Source organism: Microtetraspora fusca (genome assembly GCF_001570365.1).
In the GTDB taxonomy this organism is placed as follows: domain Bacteria; phylum Actinomycetota; class Actinomycetes; order Streptosporangiales; family Streptosporangiaceae; genus Microtetraspora; species Microtetraspora fusca.
The window spans coordinates 43,941-61,661 of record NZ_BBYK01000058.1 but is presented as its reverse complement, the minus strand read 5'-3'; the positions used below and the strand labels follow the sequence as shown (position 1 = coordinate 61,661).

Below are 17,721 nucleotides of genomic sequence, written 5' to 3'. Positions count from 1 at the left end.
GCGGCTACGCGCCGCCACCGTCCAGGGAGAGCCGCAGCGCCGCGGCATCGATGTCCAGCAGGCGGGAGAACGCCTCGGCTCCGGCCGGGCCGACGGCCAGGGCGCGCCCCGAGCCGATGCGGGTGACCCATCCCTGGTCGAGCGCGTGGCGGCAGAGGGCGGCGCCGGCCGCCCCGGCCAGGTGCGGGCGGCGCTCGGTCCAGTCCAGGCACTGCCGGGCGAGCGGCCGTCGGCCGGTGACCCCGGGCAGGCCGCCGAGCACGTCGTCCAGCCAGGCCGTCCCGGCCTCGGTGAAGGCGAAGCCCGCGCGCCGTTCGAGCAGGCCGCGGCTCGACAGAGCGTCGGCGATCGCGACGCCGAGCCGCCCGGCGATGTGGTCGTAGCAGGTGCGGGCGAAGGCCAGCGCGCGGCGCGCGCCGGCGACGCGCAGGGTCCCGGGCGGCGAGGCCGCGGGCGGGTCGTGCGCCGCCATGTCCTCGATCAGCTGCGCCACGGCCGGGTCGGCGAGCCGTATGTAGCGGTGGCGCCCCTGGTGCTCCTCGGCCAGCACGCCTCCGGCGACCAGGCGCGAGAGGTGCTCGCTGGCGGTGGAGGGCGCGACGCCCGCGTGCCGGGCCAGCTCTCCGGCCGTCCAGGCCCGCCCGTCGAGGAGCGCGAGGCAGAACGCGGCACGGGTGCCGTCGGCGAGCAGCCCGGCCAGCCGGGTCAGCGCGATCTGGGAATCGGAGGTCACCCGTCCATCATCGGTGCCGCACATTGCGGCCGTCGCCGAAGTGTCGCGCCTTTCTGACGGCGATCATGATTTTGGTTGACGCGCACTTTACTGCCATCCAACTAAGTTCAGGGTATTACGTAACGAAAGTGTGACCTAACTCTCCAAAAGAACGACTACGGCCGGTGTTACTCCTAATAGAGTCTTGTGTTGCACTTTGCCATCATGGGGGAGACGTTTGCGTTGACCGCTAACTCGCATATGAGATTGCCGCTCGTCGGCCTCGCGGCCGCCACGGCCGTCGTGTTGTCCGCTTGTTCCGGGGGTTCGGGCGCAGGGGGCGCGTCGGGAGCCGACGGCTCCGGTGAGACCGGAGCGACCGCGGCCGCCGCGCCCACGATCAAGATAAGCCCGGCCGAGGGCAGCGTGAAGGTGCGGCCGGACAAGACCGTCGTCGTCACCGCGGCGAACGGTTCGCTTGAAGAGGTCATCCTTGAGACCGACGGGGAGCAGGTCGAGGGGAAGTTCGACAAGACCCGCAGCAAGTGGGTCTCCAAGCAGCCGTTGAAGCCGTCCACCGACTACACGGTGTCGGCCAAGGCGAGCGGCGACGGGGGGCCGACGACCGCCACGAGCAAGTTCACCACCCTCAAGCCCAAGATGGAGCTCGCGGTCGCCGACGTGACCCCGGGAATCAAGGGCGAGACGGTCGGCGTCGGCATGCCGATCATGGTGACGTTCAACCAGGCCGTGCAGGACAAGGCGTCGGTCGAGGCCGCCCTCGAGGTGGAGGCGGAGAAGCCGGTCCCCGGCGCCTGGCGCTGGATCAACGACAGGCTGGCCATCTACCGGCCCGCGAAGTTCTGGCCCGCCCACCAGACCGTCACGTTCACCGCCCACCTCGCCGGCGTCAAGGGCGGCCCGGAGATGTACGGCGTCGAGGACCACACCGCCAAGATCAAGATCGGCTCGGCGTGGGTCAGCTACGTCAACGCCAAGGCGCACATGATGGTGGTCAAGCGCGACGGCAAGACCGTGCAGACCATGAAGATCAGCGCGGGCAACGGCACCACCCGCGAGTACACGACCACCAGCGGCATCCACCTGACCATGGAACGCGGCAATCCGGTCACCATGATCTCCCCGGGCAAGAAGGAGGGCGACCCCGGCTACTACAAGGAGATCGTCGACCACGCGGTCCGCATCTCCAGCAGCGGCGAGTACGTGCACAGCGCCCCCTGGTCGGTCGGCTCCCAGGGCCGGGCCAACGTCAGCCACGGCTGCATCAACGCCCACCCGACGCAGGCCAAGTGGTACTACGACAACTTCCACCGGGGCGACGTCGTCAAGATCGTCGGCACCACCCGCGCGCTCGAGTGGAACAACGGCTGGGGTTTCTGGCAGATGCCGTACAGCGAGTGGAAGAAGGGCAGCGCCCTGAAGTCCCCGTCCCAGTCCCAGGGATAGTCCGACCTTCACCGGCCCTGGCCGTCCCCGCAGAGGGGACGCCCAGGGCCGTTTCGCGCCCGGCCACGGCGCTCGCCCCCGCCGTCGCACGCGGTTGGGCGAAATCTCCGCCCTGGTCGTGGCCATGGTCAGCCTTCAGCGGCGATGTCCAGCGCCATTCCGTACAGGCGGGACACCCGGATCCTGATCACCACGCGCCGGTCCGCCACCATCTGTTCGAGGAAGGCCGCCTCGTCCGCGGGATCCGCGAACCCTGGTGTCATGGCCAGCAGTTCCCGTCCGACCGCGTCGCCGGGAACGGTCGACGCCTCGGAGACCTCCGCCTCGCCCTCGGCGACGACGAACGACCAGACATCCGGGCTCACGTGCAGGGCGGCATGCGGATCGCGCCGCAACTGGCGCACCTTGAGCCGGTCGGCCGTGGAGGAGATCCGCACCACCCGCTCCTCGGGACTCCAGTGGTGGGCAATGGTGGACAGATGCGGGTGGCCGCTGCTCCTGACGGTCGCCAGCACTCCGAACCGCTGCTCGCCCAACAACTGGGACAGTTCCTCCTGGGTGAGAACCCGGGGCTCGGGTCCGCTGCCCGGCTTGTGCTCGGTCGTGTTCATCGGACAGGCCTTTCGTGTGGTCGTGGAGGAGGTCAGGCGGTCGTGGTGGGGGTGGCGACGGCGGGGGCGGGCTCACCGCGCCGCCCGCTCGGCCGCCGCAGTACGGCGAGGGCGACGGCGAAGGCCGCGACGAGCAGTCCGGCCCCGACGGTGAAGGCCAGGCGGTAGCCGCCGGTCAGCGCGGCGGCCCGGCTCATCCCCTCCGCGAGCAGCCCCTCGGTGCGGGAGGCCGCCAGCGTGGACAGCACCGCGGCGCCCATGGCCATGCCGATCTGCTGCGTGGTGTTGAACAGCCCCGAGGTGAGCCCGGCGTCGCGGTCGGCCGCGCCGGACATGGCGAGCGCGGTCAGCGCCGGAAGGGCGAGGCCGAAGCCCGCGGCGAGGAGCATCACCGGGAGCAGGTCGGTCACGTAGTCCGCGTGCACGGGGACCCGGGCGAGCAGCCCGAGGACGCCGACCAGCAGGACCAGCCCCGCCAGCAGGACATTGCGCTCGCCGAAGCGGGTGTTGAGCCGGGCCGAGACGCCCAGCGACACGGCGCCGATGAGCACCGCCGCCGGGAGCATCGCCAGCCCGGTCGCGGCCGCGCCGTACCCGAGGACGTTCTGCAGGTACAGGGCGACGAGGATCTGGAACGAGAACAGCGCGGCGACCATCAGGACCTGCACCAGGTTGGCCCCCGAGACGGCGCGGGAACGGAAGATCCGCAGCGGCATGAGCGGGGAGCGCGCGGTGGCCTGGCGGGCGACGAACGCGACGAGCAGCGCGACGGCGAGGGCGCCGGAGCCGAGCGTGGCACCTGAGGTCCAGCCGCGCTCCCCGCCCGTGACGACGGTGGAGATCCCGAGCATCAGCCCGGCGGTGATCAGGACGGCGCCGAGGACGTCGGCCCCGGCCGCGAGCCCGATCCCGCGGACCGCAGGCAGCGCGTACGCGCCGGCCGCCAGCGTCGCGAGCCCGATCGGCAGGTTGATGAAGAAGATCCAGTGCCAGTCGAGGGCGTCGGTGAGAACGCCGCCGAGCACCTGGCCGATCGAGGCGCCGGCCGCGCCGGTGAAGCTGAAGACGGCGATCGCCCGAGCCCGCTCCCGTGGTTCGGTGAAGAGCGTCACCAGGATGCCGAGACCGACCGCGGAGGCCATCGCGGTGCCGACGCCCTGCAGGAAGCGGGCGGCCACCAGCACGGCGGGCGTGGTGGCGGCCCCGGCGAGCACGGAAGCGGCGGTGAACAGCGCGGTGCCGGCCAGGAACAGCGGTTTGCGGCCGACCAGGTCGCCGAGCCGCCCGACGAGCAGCAGCAGACTGCCGAAGGCGATCAGGTACGCGTTGACGACCCAGCTCAGGCCGGTGGCGGAGAAGCCGAGATCACTCTGGATGACGGGCAGCGCCACGGTCACGATGCTGCCGTCGAGGACGACCATCAGCGTCCCGGTGGCGATCACGCCGAGGGCGATCCGGCGCGACCGGGCCGGAGCCGATGAGGGGGTGGACATGGGAGGTCCCTCCTGTCAGACGAGATGACAAGAGGGACCGTAGCAGATAGTTCTGTTGCAGACTATCTTTCTCGGTTCTACTTTCCGCGCTGGCGGGCCCGCCGTACCGACTGGGGGCTCTCCACCGGCGCGGCCAGGTGACCGCCGGCGAGGCGGTTCAGCGCGCGGACCAGGACCTCGCGCTCGTCCTCCGGCAACGCGGCCAGCGCCTCCGCGTGGACCCGGTCCACGATCTCCTGGCTGCGCCGGGCGACCCGTGCGCCCTCCTCGGTGACCGCGATGATGCGGGCGCGCCGATCCGTGCTGGAGGGGCGGCGCTCGGCGAGACCCGCCTCCTCCAGGGCGTCCACCGTGACGACCATCGTGGTCTTGTCCATGTCGCCGATCTCGGCGAGCTGGATCTGGGTGCGCTCCTCTTCCAGCGCGTGGACCAGCACGCAGTGCATCCGCGCGGTCAGCCCGATCTCGGCGAGCGCGGCGGCCATCCGGGTCCGCAGGACGTGGCCGGTGTGGTCGAGCAGGTACGACAGGTCCGGTTCGGTACGGGTCGGCGCCATGGCGGTCATAGCCGCAGCATAACAATCCGGTCCGTCGCGGATTATCCGCTGGCAGACGTCCTCGGGGGTCGGTCAGGTTCCCGTGCTCTGGTAGTGCCGGAGCTGGCGGGACCAGATCCGGTAGGCGAGAGCGAACAGCGCCACGCCCAGCAGCGGACTCGCGTACGCCACCGGCGCGGGCACGTTCAGCTCGCCGGTCCGGTCCAGCAGCACGCTCGCCGGCACGTACGCCACGAACGCCACCGGCAGCACGAACGTCAGCGCCCACTGGGCGGCGCCGCCGAAGACGCTCATGGGATACGACCCGAACTTGCTGAACAGGTCGTCGGCGAACACCCGCACCGCGATCGTGTTCCACGTGCGCAGCGACAGCGACGCGAGGGCCAGCGAGACGGCCGTCTCCACCAGCGCCCCGCCCACGACGGCCGCCAGGCAGAACAGGGCCGAGGCCGGCCCCAGCGGCGGCAGCGCCACCACCAGGAGGACCAGCCCCGCCAGCAGGTCGCCGAGCTGCCCCACGCCCAGGCGCTTGGCCATGATCTGGACCAGCGGGTTGAGCGGGCGCAGCAGCACCCGGTCCAGCTCTCCCTCGCGGACCAGCCAGTCCAGGCCGATGAGACTGCTGAACGGCAGGACGTAGAGCGCGTGCGCGGTCAGGCGCAGGCCGTACAGGAACGCGATCTCCCGCAGGCTCCAGCCGCCGATGGCCGGGAACGTGTGCATGACGACCCACACGAAGGCGAAGCCGCTGCCCTGGTAGGCCACCCCGGTGGCGACGCCGATCACCAGATTCAGCCGGTACTGCAGCGCACCGCGCATGGCGGCGCGCTGCAACCGCCAGTACAGGCGCAGCGTGCGCACGACCTCAGCCACCCTGGATCACCACCCTGCGGTGGGCCCGCCGCCACATCGCCCACAGCAGCGCCGCCAGCGCCGCGATCCATCCGACCTCGACGGCCACCGCCTGGCCGATCTGCCCGCCCGAGAGGTGCCCCACGTAGACCGCCGCCGGGACGTAGCCCATGTATTTGAACGGCAGGGCGTCGGCCAGGACGCCGAGCGCCCCGGGGAAGAACGACAGCGGCACCATCGTCCCGGCGAAGAAGTGGCTGACCAGCCGGTACAGCATGGAGATCGCCGCCGTCTCCAGCGTCCAGAAGCCGATCACGCAGATGAGCAGCGACATCATCACCGAGATGACGTAGCCGAGCGCCAGCGTCGCCGCGTAGCCGATCGGGTGCTCGGTGGGGGTGATCGTGCCGACCAGCAGCACCACCGGGACGGCCGGGGCGAGCATCAGCAGCCCTCCGGCGGTGTGCCCGGCCTGGAACGCGGCCATCTGGGGCAGGTAGCCGGTCGGCCGGGACAGGTCGAAGAACACCATGCCGGTGCGGATCCGGAAATGGGCGATCCTCGGGATGATCGGGGTGGTGGCGAACGCCTGGAGGTTGGCCAGGCTCAGGTAGGCCAGCAGCGCTTCCAGGGTGAGCCCCTGCGGGTCGTGCTCCCGGCCGCCGTACAGCGCCGTCCAGATCATGCGCAGCAGGAACACCTGCGCGACCAGCGCCACCACACTCATGATCACGTCGCTGCGGTAGGCGAGCTGGAAGCGCAGCCCGACGCGGGCCATCCCGGCCAGCGGGCGGATCATCGCCCGCTCTCGGCGTAGATGCGGGTGATCACGCTCTCCAGGTCGGGCTCCCGGATGGACAGATCGCGGATCGGGTGCTCGGCGGTGACCTGGGCGATCAGCTCGGGGATCGACTGCCCGGCGGCGATCTCGAACGTGCGGGTCTCGTCGTCGGCCAGCTCGACCACCAGCCGCCGCGGCGGCGCATAGGCGGTGACGAGATCGTCGATGCCGCCGTCGTACAGCACCCGGCCCTTGTCGATGAGGATGATCCGCTCGCACAGAGCCTCGACGTCGGCCAGGTCGTGCGTGGTCAGCACGACGGTGGTGCGGCCGAGCCGGTTGGTCTCGGCGATGAACTCCCGCACCGCCTGCTTCGCCATGACGTCGAGGCCGACGGTCGGCTCGTCCAGGTAGAGGATGGGCGGGTCGTACAACATCGCCGCCGCCAGGTCGCCGCGCATCCGCTGGCCGAGGCTGAGCTGGCGGACCGGGGTGTTCAGGAAGTCGTCGAGCCAGAGCAGGTCGCGCATGCGGCGCAGCGATCCGGTGAATCGGGCGGCGGGCACGTCGTACAGATCGCCGACCAGGCGCAGCGAGTCGATCAGGGGCAGGTCCCACCAGAGCTGGCTGCGCTGGCCGAAGACCACGCCGACCGCTCTGGCGTTGGCCTCCCGGTCCCGCCACGGGACCCGGCCGTCCACCTCGATCAGGCCGCTGGTGGGGGTGAGGATGCCGGTCAGCATCTTCACCGTGGTGGACTTGCCCGCGCCGTTCGGGCCGAGATAGCCGACGATCTCGCCCGCGGAGATCTCGAAGCTGACGCCGTCCACGGCGGTCCGCTCGTCGTACCGGCGGGTCAGGAGGGTGCGCAGGGGCCCGAGGGGACCAGAAAAGGCGTGCGGGCGGCGGAAGACCTTCGTCAGCGACTCGACCCTGATCATGGAGACATCCTTCATGCCAGGGATGTCGAGCGGCAACCGTTTTCTTCCGGTCGTTCCTTTCGTCGGCCGGCCCGCCCGCGAGCGGTTAGCGGAGGCCGGACTTCATCAGGAAGAACGCGCCGACGATCTTCACCAGTGCGATCGCGACGACGACGCAGAACACGATCAGCGCCGGACGGTGCTCGAAGTGCTTGCCCTCCTTGAGCGGCGGGCGCTTGGCGACCCGCTCGGCGATGCGCTCTTCGAGTGGTTTGCGGCGGAACATGCCGTCCAGGCTAGTCCGTGTTCCCGCCGGTCGCCCCTCCGGCGCCGCACCACGGAGGGTGCGACGCTCAGGAGTCCCCGGGGGAGATCCGCATCTCCAGGACCTGGCCGGGCCACTCCCCGACGGTGAACTCGACGGTCCGGGAGAACCCCACGCTCTCGTAGTACCGGACGAGCCTGCCGTCGTCGCCGGCGTAGCAGTCGACCCGCAGCAGGCCCACGCCGCGCCGGGCCGCCTCCTCGCGGGCCCAGCCGAGCAGGGCGGAGCCCACCCCCCGGCCGGAGAACCGGCGGTCGATCACGAGGCTCTGCACGTACAGCTCCGGCTCCGGCGCGGGAGCCACGTACGGCATGGCGGCGCCCACCACGATGCTGCCGGCCGGCTCACCGTCGATCTCGGCGATGCGCATGTCGCCCTCTGACGCCCGACGGGTGACGCTCTCGATCCTGGCCGCGTCGGTGGAGAACGGCGTGCTGCCCCACTGGCCGGTGCGCCCCTGCTCGGTCAGCCAGGCCACCGCGCTGTCGAACATGCCGAGCACGGCCGGAACGTCGGCCGGGCCGCCCTTTCTGATCTTCACCGGGCGATCCTAACAGCGGCCCGGCGAACCCCCGCAATATCCCCGAAGCCGGACGAAACGGTCACGATCGGCCGCCCAGCGTCACCTGGTCGAGCGGCGTCGAACCGCCCGGGCTGAGCGGCGTCCGCAGAAACATCGGGACCTGCGACATGAACCGGGGCCGGCTCCCGCGATGCCGCTGAGCCGCGTGGGCCAGGAACGGGTGGCAGATGTAGGCGTCGCCCGGCAGCCCCGTGGCGAGGGCCTCCGGCCGGTGCGCGGTCGCCTCGTCCAGGATCGGCCCCGACTCGAAGAACGGCAGGCCGCCCTCGCCGTACGGCTCCAGCACGCGCGCCACGTCCCGGTGGGAGCCCACGCGCAGGCGGGTGGGCGCGTCGTCCCGGCCCACCTCGGAGAACAGGAGCAGGAGAAGGAAGGTGTGCGACCGGTCGGTCACCACGCCCCAGGCGTTGTCCGGGCCCGGGACGTTCTGGTCGATGTGCCACCCGGTGTCGCCGGAGTCCTCCGGATGGGGGAAGCGCACCGGGGTCATCCCTATCACCGGGCGCGGCACCCAGCCGCCCGCACCCACGACCAGATCGAGCGCGGCGGTGAGGCGGGCGGAGTGCATCACCTCGCGCAGCGCCCCCTCCCCGCTCGGCTCCAGCCACACCACCGGGCGGGTCCACTCCTGCGGGCGCTCCGGCGACAGGCCGAGGCGCTCCCAGAGCAGGGCCAGGGCGCGCTCGCCCGTCTCGCGCGGGAACGCCTCCTCGACCTTGAGGAATCCGTCGGTCGCGAACCGCTCGATGGCGGAGTCGTCGAAATGAGACACGGTCGGACCCTAGAGCCCGCCGCGCGCCAGAGGCGACCGGTTTTCCGCCGTACTCGCTCAGCACGGGCGGACGACGAACACGCCCCATCCCAGGTACCGCCGGCCGTACGCGAGGTGGGAACGGCGGGAGCGCTCCAGGAAGGCGCGCAGCTCCGCCACCTCCGGGTCGCCGGGATTCGCGCGCAGCCAGTCACTGAGCGCCCACCACTGGGGGGCCATGTAGCGGTCCCAGCTGTCCAGGTCGGCCAGCACCATCTCGATCAGCTCGACCCCGGCGGCCTCGAACCGGTCCAGCGTCTCGGACAGCGTCCCGAACAACGCCGCCTCGATCTGGAGCGCCTCACACGCCTCCGCCGGGGGCGGCGAGATCCAGTACGGCTCGCCGACCAGCAGCAGCCCGCCGTCGCGCAGCCCGGGACGCATCAGGTCGAGCGTGCCCGCGAGGCCGCCGCCGATCCAGGTGGCGCCGATGCAGGAGACGATGTCGTACGCCTGCGACTCGACGGCGTAGGCCCCGGCGTCGCCCCGCTCGAACCGGACCCGGTCGGCCACGCCCAGCTCCTCGGCGCGTTCGTGGGCGGCGGCGAGGAAGACGTCGCTGATGTCGACGCCGACGCCCTCTGCTCCGTGGTCGGCGGCCCACCGGCACAGCATCTCGCCCTTTCCGCAGGCCAGATCGAGCTGCCGTACGCCCGGTGAGACATCGCAGATCTCGGCGAGCAGGGCCATCTTGTCGTGGGTGAGGGGGTTGAGGATCCGGTTCCGAGCCTCGGCGATCTCATGGAAGCGCAATGACATAGGGGTCATCCTGTGTCCTCGCGCCCCTCCCAGCCAGCGGTTTTCACCTGCGAGCCCCACACGGCCGGGGGAGCGACGGTCGACGTCCGATCAGAACCTGCGACAGAGCCGTTGTTCTCACGGTTCCCCAGTCGGCCGGCGGGCTGTCCGCCGGGCGCGGCACCTCGGACGGCTGCGGCCGGAAGCCGACGTCACCGCCGCCGCCGGGCTGCTGCTCGGCGCCTGCTTCCAGTACGCGTTCCTGAGCCACATGGCGCCGCCCGACGGCCGTGACGACGACGAGACCGCAGCGTCCTTCGCCCGCACCCTCCTCCAACAACTCGCCCGGTGAGCGGTGTCCTCGGGCCCGACTTGTGGAGGGGCGGTCGTACGACCCCGCGGCGTCTGGTGAATGCGATGGCGGCCCCCGCCCAGGGCTCGCCATTGCGATGGGAATACGGTGTTTATGCTGGAATGTGCGAAGGATATGGTGATTGTTCGTGACGACGTTCAGGATCAGCGAGGCCGCAGCTCTGCTCGGTGTCAGCGCTGACACCGTCCGCCGCTGGGTGGACACCGGCCGGCTTACCGCTCAGCGGGACGAGCACGGCCACCGCCAGGTGGACGGTCGGGATCTGGCCGCCTTCGCGCGCGACCAGATCGAGGCCGAGAACGGCTCGGGCCAGTCCTCGGCCCGCAACCGCTTCCGCGGGATCGTGACCGACGTGATCAAGGACGCGGTGATGGCCCAGGTGGAGATCGCGGCAGGACCGTACCGGGTCGTGTCGCTGATGAGCCGCCAGGCCGCCGACGAGCTGGGCCTCGAACCGGGCGTGGTCGCGGTCGCCGTGATCAAGTCCACCAACGTCGTCGTGGAGATCCCGGACAACACACGCGCCGTGAGCCAGTAAGGAGCCCCCCTTGTCAAGGCGTCTCTTCCGATGGGCCGTCGCGGCCCCCCTCGCCCTCGTCCTCGCCGCCGGCCTGACCGGCTGCGGCTCCGGCACCGCGGACACCTCCGCCCCCGCCTCCTCCGGCGGCACGGCCAAGACGCTGACTGTATTCGCCGCCGCCTCACTCACCGGCACGTTCACCGAGCTGGGCAAGACCTTCGAGACGGCCCACCCCGGCACGACGGTGAAGTTCAACTTCGGCTCCAGCGCCACGCTGGCCCAGCAGATCACCCAGGACGCTCCCGCCGACGTGTTCGCCGCCGCCAGCCCGGCGACGATGAAGACCGTCACCGACGCCTCCCTGGCCGGCCAGCCGACCACGTTCGTACGCAACAGGCTGGAGATCGCCGTACCGGCCGGCAACCCGGCCAAGGTGAAGGGGCTGAAGGACCTGGCCGACCCGAAGACCAAGGTCGCACTCTGCGCGGAGCAGGTGCCGTGCGGAGCGGCCGCCGTCAAGGCGCTGGACGCGGCCGGGCTCACGGTCACCCCCGTCACGCTGGAGCAGGACGTCAAGGCCACGCTGACCAAGGTCGAGCTGGGCGAGGTCGACGCCGCCCTCGTCTACAAGACCGACGTGATCGCGGCCGGGGACAAGGTCCAGGGCATCCCCTTCCCCGAGGCCGAGAAGGCGATCAACGACTACCCGATCGCGGTGCTCACCAAGGCGCCCGCCGGCGGCCTGGCCAAGGAATTCGTCGACCTGGTGCTGTCGCCGCAGGGCCGGGACGTGCTGACCAAGGCCGGGTTCGACGCCCCCTGAGAGACGCCGTGACACCGTCCACCCCGCCGACCGCTCGGAGCGACGCCCGCCACCGTCCCGAGCGGTCCGGCATGTCCGGGCGTGTGCCGTGGGCGCTGATGGTGCCCGCCCTCGCCGGCATGGCCTTCCTGGTGCTGCCGCTCGCCGGACTGCTGGTACGCGCCCCCTGGTCCACGCTGGCCCGGCGGCTGGCCGAGCCGCAGGTGCTCGAAGCCCTCCGGCTGTCGCTGCTCACCGCCACCGCCGCGACGGCCGTGTGCCTGATCTTCGGCGTGCCGCTGGCCTGGCTGCTCGCCCGCGTCGACTTCCCCGGCCGCCGCCTGGTCCGCGCGCTGGTCACCGTCCCTCTCGTGCTTCCGCCGGTGGTGGGTGGCGTCGCGCTGCTGCTGGTGCTCGGACGGCGCGGCCTGGTCGGCCAGTGGCTCGACCATGCCTTCGGCATCACGCTGCCCTTCACCACCGCGGGGGTCGTCGTCGCCGAGGCGTTCGTCGCGATGCCGTTCCTCGTCATCAGCGTCGAGGGCGCGCTGCGCGCGGCCGACCGGCGGTTCGAGGAGGCGGCCGCCACCCTCGGCGCCTCGCGTTGGACCGCGTTCCGCCGGGTCACCCTGCCCCTCATCGCCCCCGGTGTGGTGGCCGGAGGCGTCCTGTGCTGGGCCCGCGCGCTGGGCGAGTTCGGGGCCACCATCACCTTCGCCGGCAACTTCCCCGGCCGGACCCAGACCATGCCGCTCGCCGTCTATCTCGCCCTGGAGACCGAGCCGGAGGCCGCCATCGTCCTCAGCCTCGTGCTGCTCGCCGTCTCCGTGATCATCCTGGCCTGCCTGCGCGACAAGTGGGTGAACAGCCCGTGACCCGGCCCACCGCACTCGACGCGCGCCTGGTCGTCGCCCGGCCCGGCTTCACCCTCGACCTCGACCTCCAGGTCGCCGCCGGCGAGGTCGTCGCCCTGCTCGGCCCGAACGGCGCGGGCAAGACCACCGCGCTGCGCGCCCTCGCCGGTCTCACGCCGCTGGCCGAGGGAGGCCACATCAGCCTCGACGGCCGCCCGACGCACATCCTGCCGGCCGAGCGACGGCCCGTCGGCATGGTCTTCCAGGACTACCTGCTCTTCCCGCACCTGTCCGCGCTGGACAACGTCGCCTTCGGGCCGCGCTGCCAGGGCGCGGGACGCGCCGACGCCCGCCGCGCCGCCGCCGCGTGGCTGGAGCGCGTCGGCCTGGTCGAGCACGCCTCCGCCAGGCCCCGGCACCTGTCCGGCGGCCAGGCGCAGCGGGTCGCCCTGGCCAGGGCGCTCGCCGTACGGCCCCGCCTGCTGCTGCTGGACGAGCCGCTGGCCGCGCTGGACGCGCACACCCGGCTGGAGATCCGCTCCCAGCTCCGCCGCCACCTGGCCGACTTCGACGGGGCGACCGTCCTGGTCACCCACGATCCGCTGGACGCCATGGTCCTGGCCGACCGGCTGGTCGTCATCGAGAACGGCGCCGTCGTCCAGCAGGGGACGCCGGGCGAGGTGGGCCGCCGCCCGCGCACCGACTACGTCGCCCGCCTGGTCGGGCTCAACCTTTACCGAGGCCACGCCGACGGCCCGCAGGTCACGGTCGAGGACGTCCGGTTCAGCGTCGCCGAACGCCTCGACGGCCCCGCGTTCGTGGCCTTCGCGCCCTCCGCCGTCGCGCTTTACCGCTCCCGGCCGGACGGCAGCCCGCGCAACCTCTGGGAAGCCGTGATCGACGGCGTCGAACGCCACGGCGACAACATCCGCATCCACCTTGAGGGACCGATCAGCGCCTTCGCCGACGTCACCCCCGCCGCCGTCGCCGACCTGGAACTGGCCCCCGGCCGGCGTGTCTGGGCCTCCGTCAAGGCCACCGAGACCCACGCCTACCCGGCCTGACCCGGTCCTGATCGCCCAGGTAGCGGCGGGCATGGAGAGGCCGCCGCCCCGCGGAGTACCCGCAGGACGACGACCCCGGTCTCGGGTTGCGGACCGCGCACCCCGGATCGGCGCGTCACGGTCCGCGGTCATGCGCGGCTACCACCGCCAGTGGCGGAAGTGGTGCCAGCCGCCGTCCCAGTGACGGTGCCAGCCCCAGTGGTGCCAACCCCCGCCCCAGTGGCGGAAGTGGTGCCAGCCGCCGTCCCAGTGACGGTGCCAGCGCCAGTGCCGGAACCCATGACACCGGCTGTGCCAGCACGGCCCCCAGTTCGTGGCCGACGTCGTGGACCCGGGCACCGCCGACGTGGTGGCGACCGTCGCCGCGGGCGCCGCGCTCGCCGGTTGCGCGGGCAGCGTCACGGGGACGATGAGAGCGGAAGCCGCCACCGCCCCCGCGGCCAAAGCGTGCTTCATCATGAGCGATCACTCCGTGTCGTGATGGTTTCGGCTGCCGGATCCGGCCTGCCGACGGAGCGTCGATTCGGTCGTGGAAGTCGCCGAAACGGCGTGCTCATCAATTTCACGCTAGGCACGCCCAACGGCCTGGCGCATCGAAAGAAGGCAAAGCCCCCGTCGAGAGTGGTTGCCCCGGAGCCGGAGAACCGTCGCTCCCTCTTGACGGAGAACGCCCCTTCGGGCCTGTGCTCCGGAGCGATCAGGCGAGCGTGAGCTGGCGGGCGGGGGAGCGGCGCCTCCGCCAGCGGCGGTCGCCCCGGCCGATGCCGTACGCCTCGGCGAGACCGCGCACCTGGGCGGCGATCCTCTCCCAGTAGTCGGCCTCCACGGTGGAGCCCCGGCCGTACAGGGCCTGGTAGCGCGGCAGGAGGCCCGGGTGCTCGCGCTCCAGCCAGGACAGGTACCACTCGCGGGTGCCCGAGGGCAGCCGCAGCACGATCGGCGTCACGCTCACCGCCCCGGCCTCCGCCGCCCGGCGCACCGTGGAGCGCAGGTGGTCGAGGGAGTCGGTGATCAGGGGAAGGATCGGCGCCATCAGCACCCCGCACGGGATGCCCGCCTCGTTGAGCGCGGCGCACACCTCGAGGCGACGCTGCGGGGTCGCGGCGCCCGGCTCGACCGAACGGCGCACCCGGTCGTCCACGAAACCGACGGAGACCGCCGCGCGCACCGGCGCGACCTTGGCCGCCTCCCGCAGCAGGTCGAGGTCGCGCAGCACGAGCGGGCTCTTGGTCATCACGGTGAACGGGTTCCCCGCGTCGGCGAGCGCGCGCAAGATCGGCGGCATCAGCCGGTAAACCTCTTCCACCGGCTGATAGCAGTCGCCGGCCGCGCCGAGCACGACGGGCTCGGCCTCCCACCGCGGTGACGCCAGCTCGCGGCGGAGCCGGTCGGCCAGGCCGGTCTTCACCACGATCGTGGAGGCGAACCCGGCGCCCGCGTCCAGGCCGATCCTGCGGTGGTCGCGGCGGGCCGCGCAGTACGCGCAGGCGCCCTCGCACCCCCGGTAAGGGCTCACGCTCCACCGATACGGCAGCTCCGCCGCCTCCGGGACCCGCTCGACGGCGGTCCGCGCCGCCACCTCATGACAGGTGACGCCGTCGAAGGTCCGGGTGACCGCCTGCCGCTCGATCCGGGGGCGTTCGACCGGCGGGGGCGCGCTCCCGGCGTCGAGGAGCGACTCCTGCACCGCTCGCATGAGGTTCAGTAGAACACGCATTCGACGGGTACGCCAAGCGAATCGGCGGCCCCGGCCCTTATGAGGCCATGGAGATGTTCCAGAAATCGGCGTAGCGGCCACCGCGGCGCAGCAGCTCGTCGTGGCCGCCCTCCTCCACGATCCGGCCGCCGTCCAGGAAGACGACGCGATCGGCGCGCCGGACGGTCCGCATGCGATGCGCCACCATCACCACCGTCCGCCCCGCCATCAGGCGCTCGATGCCCTCGTGGACGGCCGCCTCGTTCACCGGGTCGAGTGCGGAGGTCACCTCGTCCAGCAGCACGATCGGCGCGTTCTTCAGCAGCGCTCGCGCGATCGAGACACGCTGGAGTTCGCCACCCGACAACAGCGCGCCGCCCTCGCCGACGTTCGCCGCCCATCCGCCAGGCAGCCGCTCGATCACCTCGCCCAACTGGGCCGCGGTCGCCGCCGCCCGCACTTCGGCCTGGTCGGCGTCGGGACGGCCGAGACGCACGTTCTCCTCGATCGTGCCGTCGAACAGATAGACGTCCTGGAAGACGATGGCGATCCGCGCCATCAACACCTGGGTGTCGACGGCGCGTACGTCCAGGCCACCGACGCGCACCGCGCCCGCGTCCACGTCGTAGAACCGCGCGAGCAACTGCAGCAAGGTGCTCTTTCCCGAACCCCCCCGGAATCGGCATCCGGTGGCGGTGTGGACCGCTCCCTCGCCCGGGCGAGGTCAGTGGTCATCATCCGCCGACCGCCGACTGTTCCGTTGAAACGGTGGCGTGGGTCGCTGCGAAGGACAGAAGGAGGGTGGCGGTCCGCGGCGGATCCTCCGCCATGGGCGAGTGTCCGACACCCGGCAGCAACTCGACTCTCGCGCCCGGAACGGCACGGTATTCGGCGGCGGATGAGGACCGCCACCTCCGGTCCTCCTCACCGAAGATCACCAGCAGCGGCTTGCCGAGGGGCGTCAGCCGGTCCGGGAGCGCCCGCTGCTCCAGGTAGTCACGGGACGCCCGCATCGTCGTGGTGAGGGTGTGGTAGGTCATGCCGCGCACGTCGTTCACGAGCTGTTGCGGGATCTGATAGCCCGCTCGACTGAATGCGGAACTCATGGCCCGGCGGATCTGCTCGTCGGTCACGTACGGCCACTGCGTGGGACCGATGGCGAACTCCCGCGCGATGAAGGCGTCCATGCGGGGTCCGGTGTTGATGAGCGCGAGCGCGGTCACCAGGTCGGGTCGTCGCTCGGCGAGGGCGGTGGCGACCGAACCGCCGCTGGAGTGGCCGATCACGATGGCGCGCTCGACGCCGAGCCGGTCCAGTGCCTCGCCGACCCGGCGTCCCTGGTCCGGGATTGCGTAGCCGCGGCCGGCCGGTTTGGCCGACCGGCCGTGCCCGAGCAGGTCGATCCGGATGACCTCGCGGGGGCCGTCCTGGCACACGTGGATGTCGCCGTCGTCCAGGGGCAGGGTCGAAACCTCGGTGGCCTCGGCGTCGGCTTTCACGCCGTCGGGAATAGTCATGAGCCCACTGTCACTGCCGGTACACGCCGGTGGATTGGACGAATGTTCCCCCGCCCTGCTCACCTCGGGAGCTGTAGCACCGCCCATTGCGGGGCGCCGTCTGGGCCGCGCGCAGCAGGGCATGTTTTGTCGGACACGATCTAGCATGGGAACCGTGCACGAACGTGCCGATGCGGCTCTTTGGGACGTCGTACGCCTATCGCGGCCCAGCCGGGTGGCCGGTGTCACCATGGCCGGGTTTCGTGCCCATGAGACGACCCCTGTCGCCCTCCGGCTGATCCCGCACCCGGCCGTGACGCTGGCTCTGGTGTTCGGTGCCGGCTCGGTCACCGTGGACGAGGCCAACGGACGGCGGCAGCCGGGGAGTCTCGTCGCCGGGCTCGGATTCGGACCGGTCCGGGTGCGGCGCCCGGAGAACTTCGAGTGCGTGCAGGTGCGCCTGTCCCCGGTGGTCGCACGCGCGATTCTGGGCGTCTCCCCGGCCGATCTGGACGGCGCCGTGGTGGCCCTGGACGACCTGTGGGGCCGGGAGGCGGCACGGATCCGTGAGCGACTGGCCGATGTCTCCTCCTGGGAGGAGCGCCTCGCGTTGACCGACGCGTTGCTCACCCGCCGACGTGAGGCGGGGGCGCCGGTGGACCCGGAGGTGGCCTGGGCCTGGCGCCGGATCGTCGTCAGCCGCGGCCTGATCCGAGTCGACCGGCTGGCGGCCGAACTCGGTTGGAGCCGTAAGCGCCTGTGGTCCCGGTTCCACTCGCAGATCGGCCTGCCGCCCAAGCGCGCCGCGAAGCTGGTCCGCTTCGACGGTGCCGCCCATCACCTGGTCGCGGGGCAGGACGCGGCCCGAGTCGCGGCCGACTGCGGCTACACCGACCAGTCCCACCTGCATCGCGACGTCATGGCGTTCACCGGAGTGACCCCCGCAACCGTGGCCAACGAGCCGTTTCTGGCGATCGACGACATCGCATGGCCCACCCGCGGCCACGGCGTCCGGCCCGGCATGACCGAGCCGGCAGGACTACTCCAGCTCCACCGCTGACGGTTT

Annotated in this window: 20 protein-coding genes and 1 pseudogene; 6 read left to right on the top strand and 15 right to left on the bottom strand. The window is 71.7% G+C overall.

Translation table 11 applies throughout. From position 1 onward, the window contains the following. Positions 1–4: 4 nt before the first annotated feature. Positions 5–733: an ArsR/SmtB family transcription factor gene (locus AWQ68_RS26785; RefSeq protein WP_245656110.1), complete on the bottom strand. Its 729-nt coding sequence runs from the start codon at positions 731–733 to the stop codon at positions 5–7. Between the two features lie 240 nt (positions 734–973). On the opposite strand from AWQ68_RS26785, the gene AWQ68_RS26780 reads away from it, so the two are divergent. Next, the gene (locus tag AWQ68_RS26780; protein WP_066944940.1) at positions 974–2,179 is read left to right on the top strand and encodes a L,D-transpeptidase; all 1,206 of its coding nucleotides are present in this window, start codon (positions 974–976) and stop codon (positions 2,177–2,179) included. Between the two features lie 128 nt (positions 2,180–2,307). On the opposite strand, the gene AWQ68_RS26775 is transcribed toward AWQ68_RS26780, so the two are convergent. The 10 genes from AWQ68_RS26775 to AWQ68_RS26730 form a co-directional block, all read right to left on the bottom strand. Then, positions 2,308–2,790, bottom strand: a complete 483-nt coding sequence (locus AWQ68_RS26775) for a PPOX class F420-dependent oxidoreductase (RefSeq protein WP_066944937.1) — start codon at positions 2,788–2,790, stop codon at positions 2,308–2,310. A 32-nt stretch (positions 2,791–2,822) separates the two neighbouring features. Then, positions 2,823–4,283, bottom strand: coding sequence for an MFS transporter (locus AWQ68_RS26770; RefSeq protein WP_066944935.1), 1,461 nt, complete (start codon positions 4,281–4,283; stop codon positions 2,823–2,825). Between the two features lie 77 nt (positions 4,284–4,360). Beyond that, positions 4,361–4,849: a MarR family winged helix-turn-helix transcriptional regulator gene (locus AWQ68_RS26765; RefSeq protein WP_066944932.1), complete on the bottom strand. Its 489-nt coding sequence runs from the start codon at positions 4,847–4,849 to the stop codon at positions 4,361–4,363. A 63-nt stretch (positions 4,850–4,912) separates the two neighbouring features. Next, on the bottom strand, positions 4,913–5,713 hold the full coding sequence (locus AWQ68_RS26760) for an ABC transporter permease (protein ID WP_218007048.1): 801 nt from the start codon (positions 5,711–5,713) through the stop codon (positions 4,913–4,915). Then, positions 5,706–6,491, bottom strand: coding sequence for an ABC transporter permease (locus tag AWQ68_RS26755; RefSeq protein ID WP_066944930.1), 786 nt, complete (start codon positions 6,489–6,491; stop codon positions 5,706–5,708). The genes AWQ68_RS26760 and AWQ68_RS26755 overlap by 8 nt, the downstream gene beginning before the upstream one ends. Next, a complete protein-coding gene (locus AWQ68_RS26750) occupies positions 6,488–7,414 on the bottom strand; it encodes an ABC transporter ATP-binding protein (RefSeq protein WP_218007047.1) in 927 nt (308 codons plus the stop codon). Before AWQ68_RS26750 ends, AWQ68_RS26755 begins: the two co-directional genes overlap by 4 nt. Before the next feature lie 85 nt (positions 7,415–7,499). Beyond that, entirely contained in the window at positions 7,500–7,679 is a 180-nt protein-coding gene (locus tag AWQ68_RS26745; protein WP_066944928.1) for a hypothetical protein, read from the bottom strand. Between the two features lie 67 nt (positions 7,680–7,746). Beyond that, positions 7,747–8,259: a GNAT family N-acetyltransferase gene (locus tag AWQ68_RS26740; RefSeq protein WP_218007046.1), complete on the bottom strand. Its 513-nt coding sequence runs from the start codon at positions 8,257–8,259 to the stop codon at positions 7,747–7,749. 61 nt (positions 8,260–8,320) lie between these two features. Beyond that, the gene (locus AWQ68_RS26735) at positions 8,321–9,073 is read right to left on the bottom strand and encodes a phytanoyl-CoA dioxygenase family protein (protein WP_169808997.1); all 753 of its coding nucleotides are present in this window, start codon (positions 9,071–9,073) and stop codon (positions 8,321–8,323) included. A gap of 57 nt (positions 9,074–9,130) precedes the next feature. Further along, a complete protein-coding gene (locus AWQ68_RS26730; protein WP_066944925.1) occupies positions 9,131–9,871 on the bottom strand; it encodes an SAM-dependent methyltransferase in 741 nt (246 codons plus the stop codon). Positions 9,872–10,350: 479 nt separating this feature from the next. On the opposite strand from AWQ68_RS26730, the gene AWQ68_RS26725 reads away from it, so the two are divergent. From AWQ68_RS26725 to AWQ68_RS26710, 4 genes are all read left to right on the top strand, one after another. Further along, positions 10,351–10,761, top strand: coding sequence for a TOBE domain-containing protein (locus AWQ68_RS26725; protein WP_066945138.1), 411 nt, complete (start codon positions 10,351–10,353; stop codon positions 10,759–10,761). A 10-nt stretch (positions 10,762–10,771) separates the two neighbouring features. Next, entirely contained in the window at positions 10,772–11,566 is a 795-nt protein-coding gene (gene modA / locus AWQ68_RS26720) for a molybdate ABC transporter substrate-binding protein (RefSeq protein ID WP_066944924.1), read from the top strand. 71 nt (positions 11,567–11,637) lie between these two features. After that, positions 11,638–12,420: a molybdate ABC transporter permease subunit gene (gene modB / locus AWQ68_RS26715; protein WP_157545784.1), complete on the top strand. Its 783-nt coding sequence runs from the start codon at positions 11,638–11,640 to the stop codon at positions 12,418–12,420. Further along, positions 12,417–13,463: an ABC transporter ATP-binding protein gene (locus tag AWQ68_RS26710; protein ID WP_066944918.1), complete on the top strand. Its 1,047-nt coding sequence runs from the start codon at positions 12,417–12,419 to the stop codon at positions 13,461–13,463. The genes modB and AWQ68_RS26710 overlap by 4 nt, the downstream gene beginning before the upstream one ends. Before the next feature lie 138 nt (positions 13,464–13,601). Here the strand turns inward: AWQ68_RS26710 and AWQ68_RS42765 are convergent, their stop codons facing one another. From AWQ68_RS42765 to AWQ68_RS26695, 4 genes and pseudogenes are all read right to left on the bottom strand, one after another. Further along, positions 13,602–13,922 carry a hypothetical protein gene (locus AWQ68_RS42765; RefSeq protein ID WP_157545754.1) on the bottom strand — a complete coding sequence of 107 codons (321 nt, stop codon included), beginning with the start codon at positions 13,920–13,922 and terminating at the stop codon, positions 13,602–13,604. 238 nt (positions 13,923–14,160) lie between these two features. Then, positions 14,161–15,159: a radical SAM protein gene (locus tag AWQ68_RS26705; protein WP_084464435.1), complete on the bottom strand. Its 999-nt coding sequence runs from the start codon at positions 15,157–15,159 to the stop codon at positions 14,161–14,163. Positions 15,160–15,217: 58 nt separating this feature from the next. Next, positions 15,218–15,817 (bottom strand): annotated as a pseudogene (locus AWQ68_RS26700) (ABC transporter ATP-binding protein); the annotation flags it as partial. A gap of 76 nt (positions 15,818–15,893) precedes the next feature. Then, on the bottom strand, positions 15,894–16,676 hold the full coding sequence (locus AWQ68_RS26695) for an alpha/beta fold hydrolase (protein WP_066944915.1): 783 nt from the start codon (positions 16,674–16,676) through the stop codon (positions 15,894–15,896). Between the two features lie 145 nt (positions 16,677–16,821). Between AWQ68_RS26695 and AWQ68_RS26690 the strand changes: the two genes are divergently transcribed. Next, entirely contained in the window at positions 16,822–17,715 is an 894-nt protein-coding gene (locus tag AWQ68_RS26690; protein ID WP_066944914.1) for a helix-turn-helix domain-containing protein, read from the top strand. Positions 17,716–17,721: the final 6 nt, after the last annotated feature.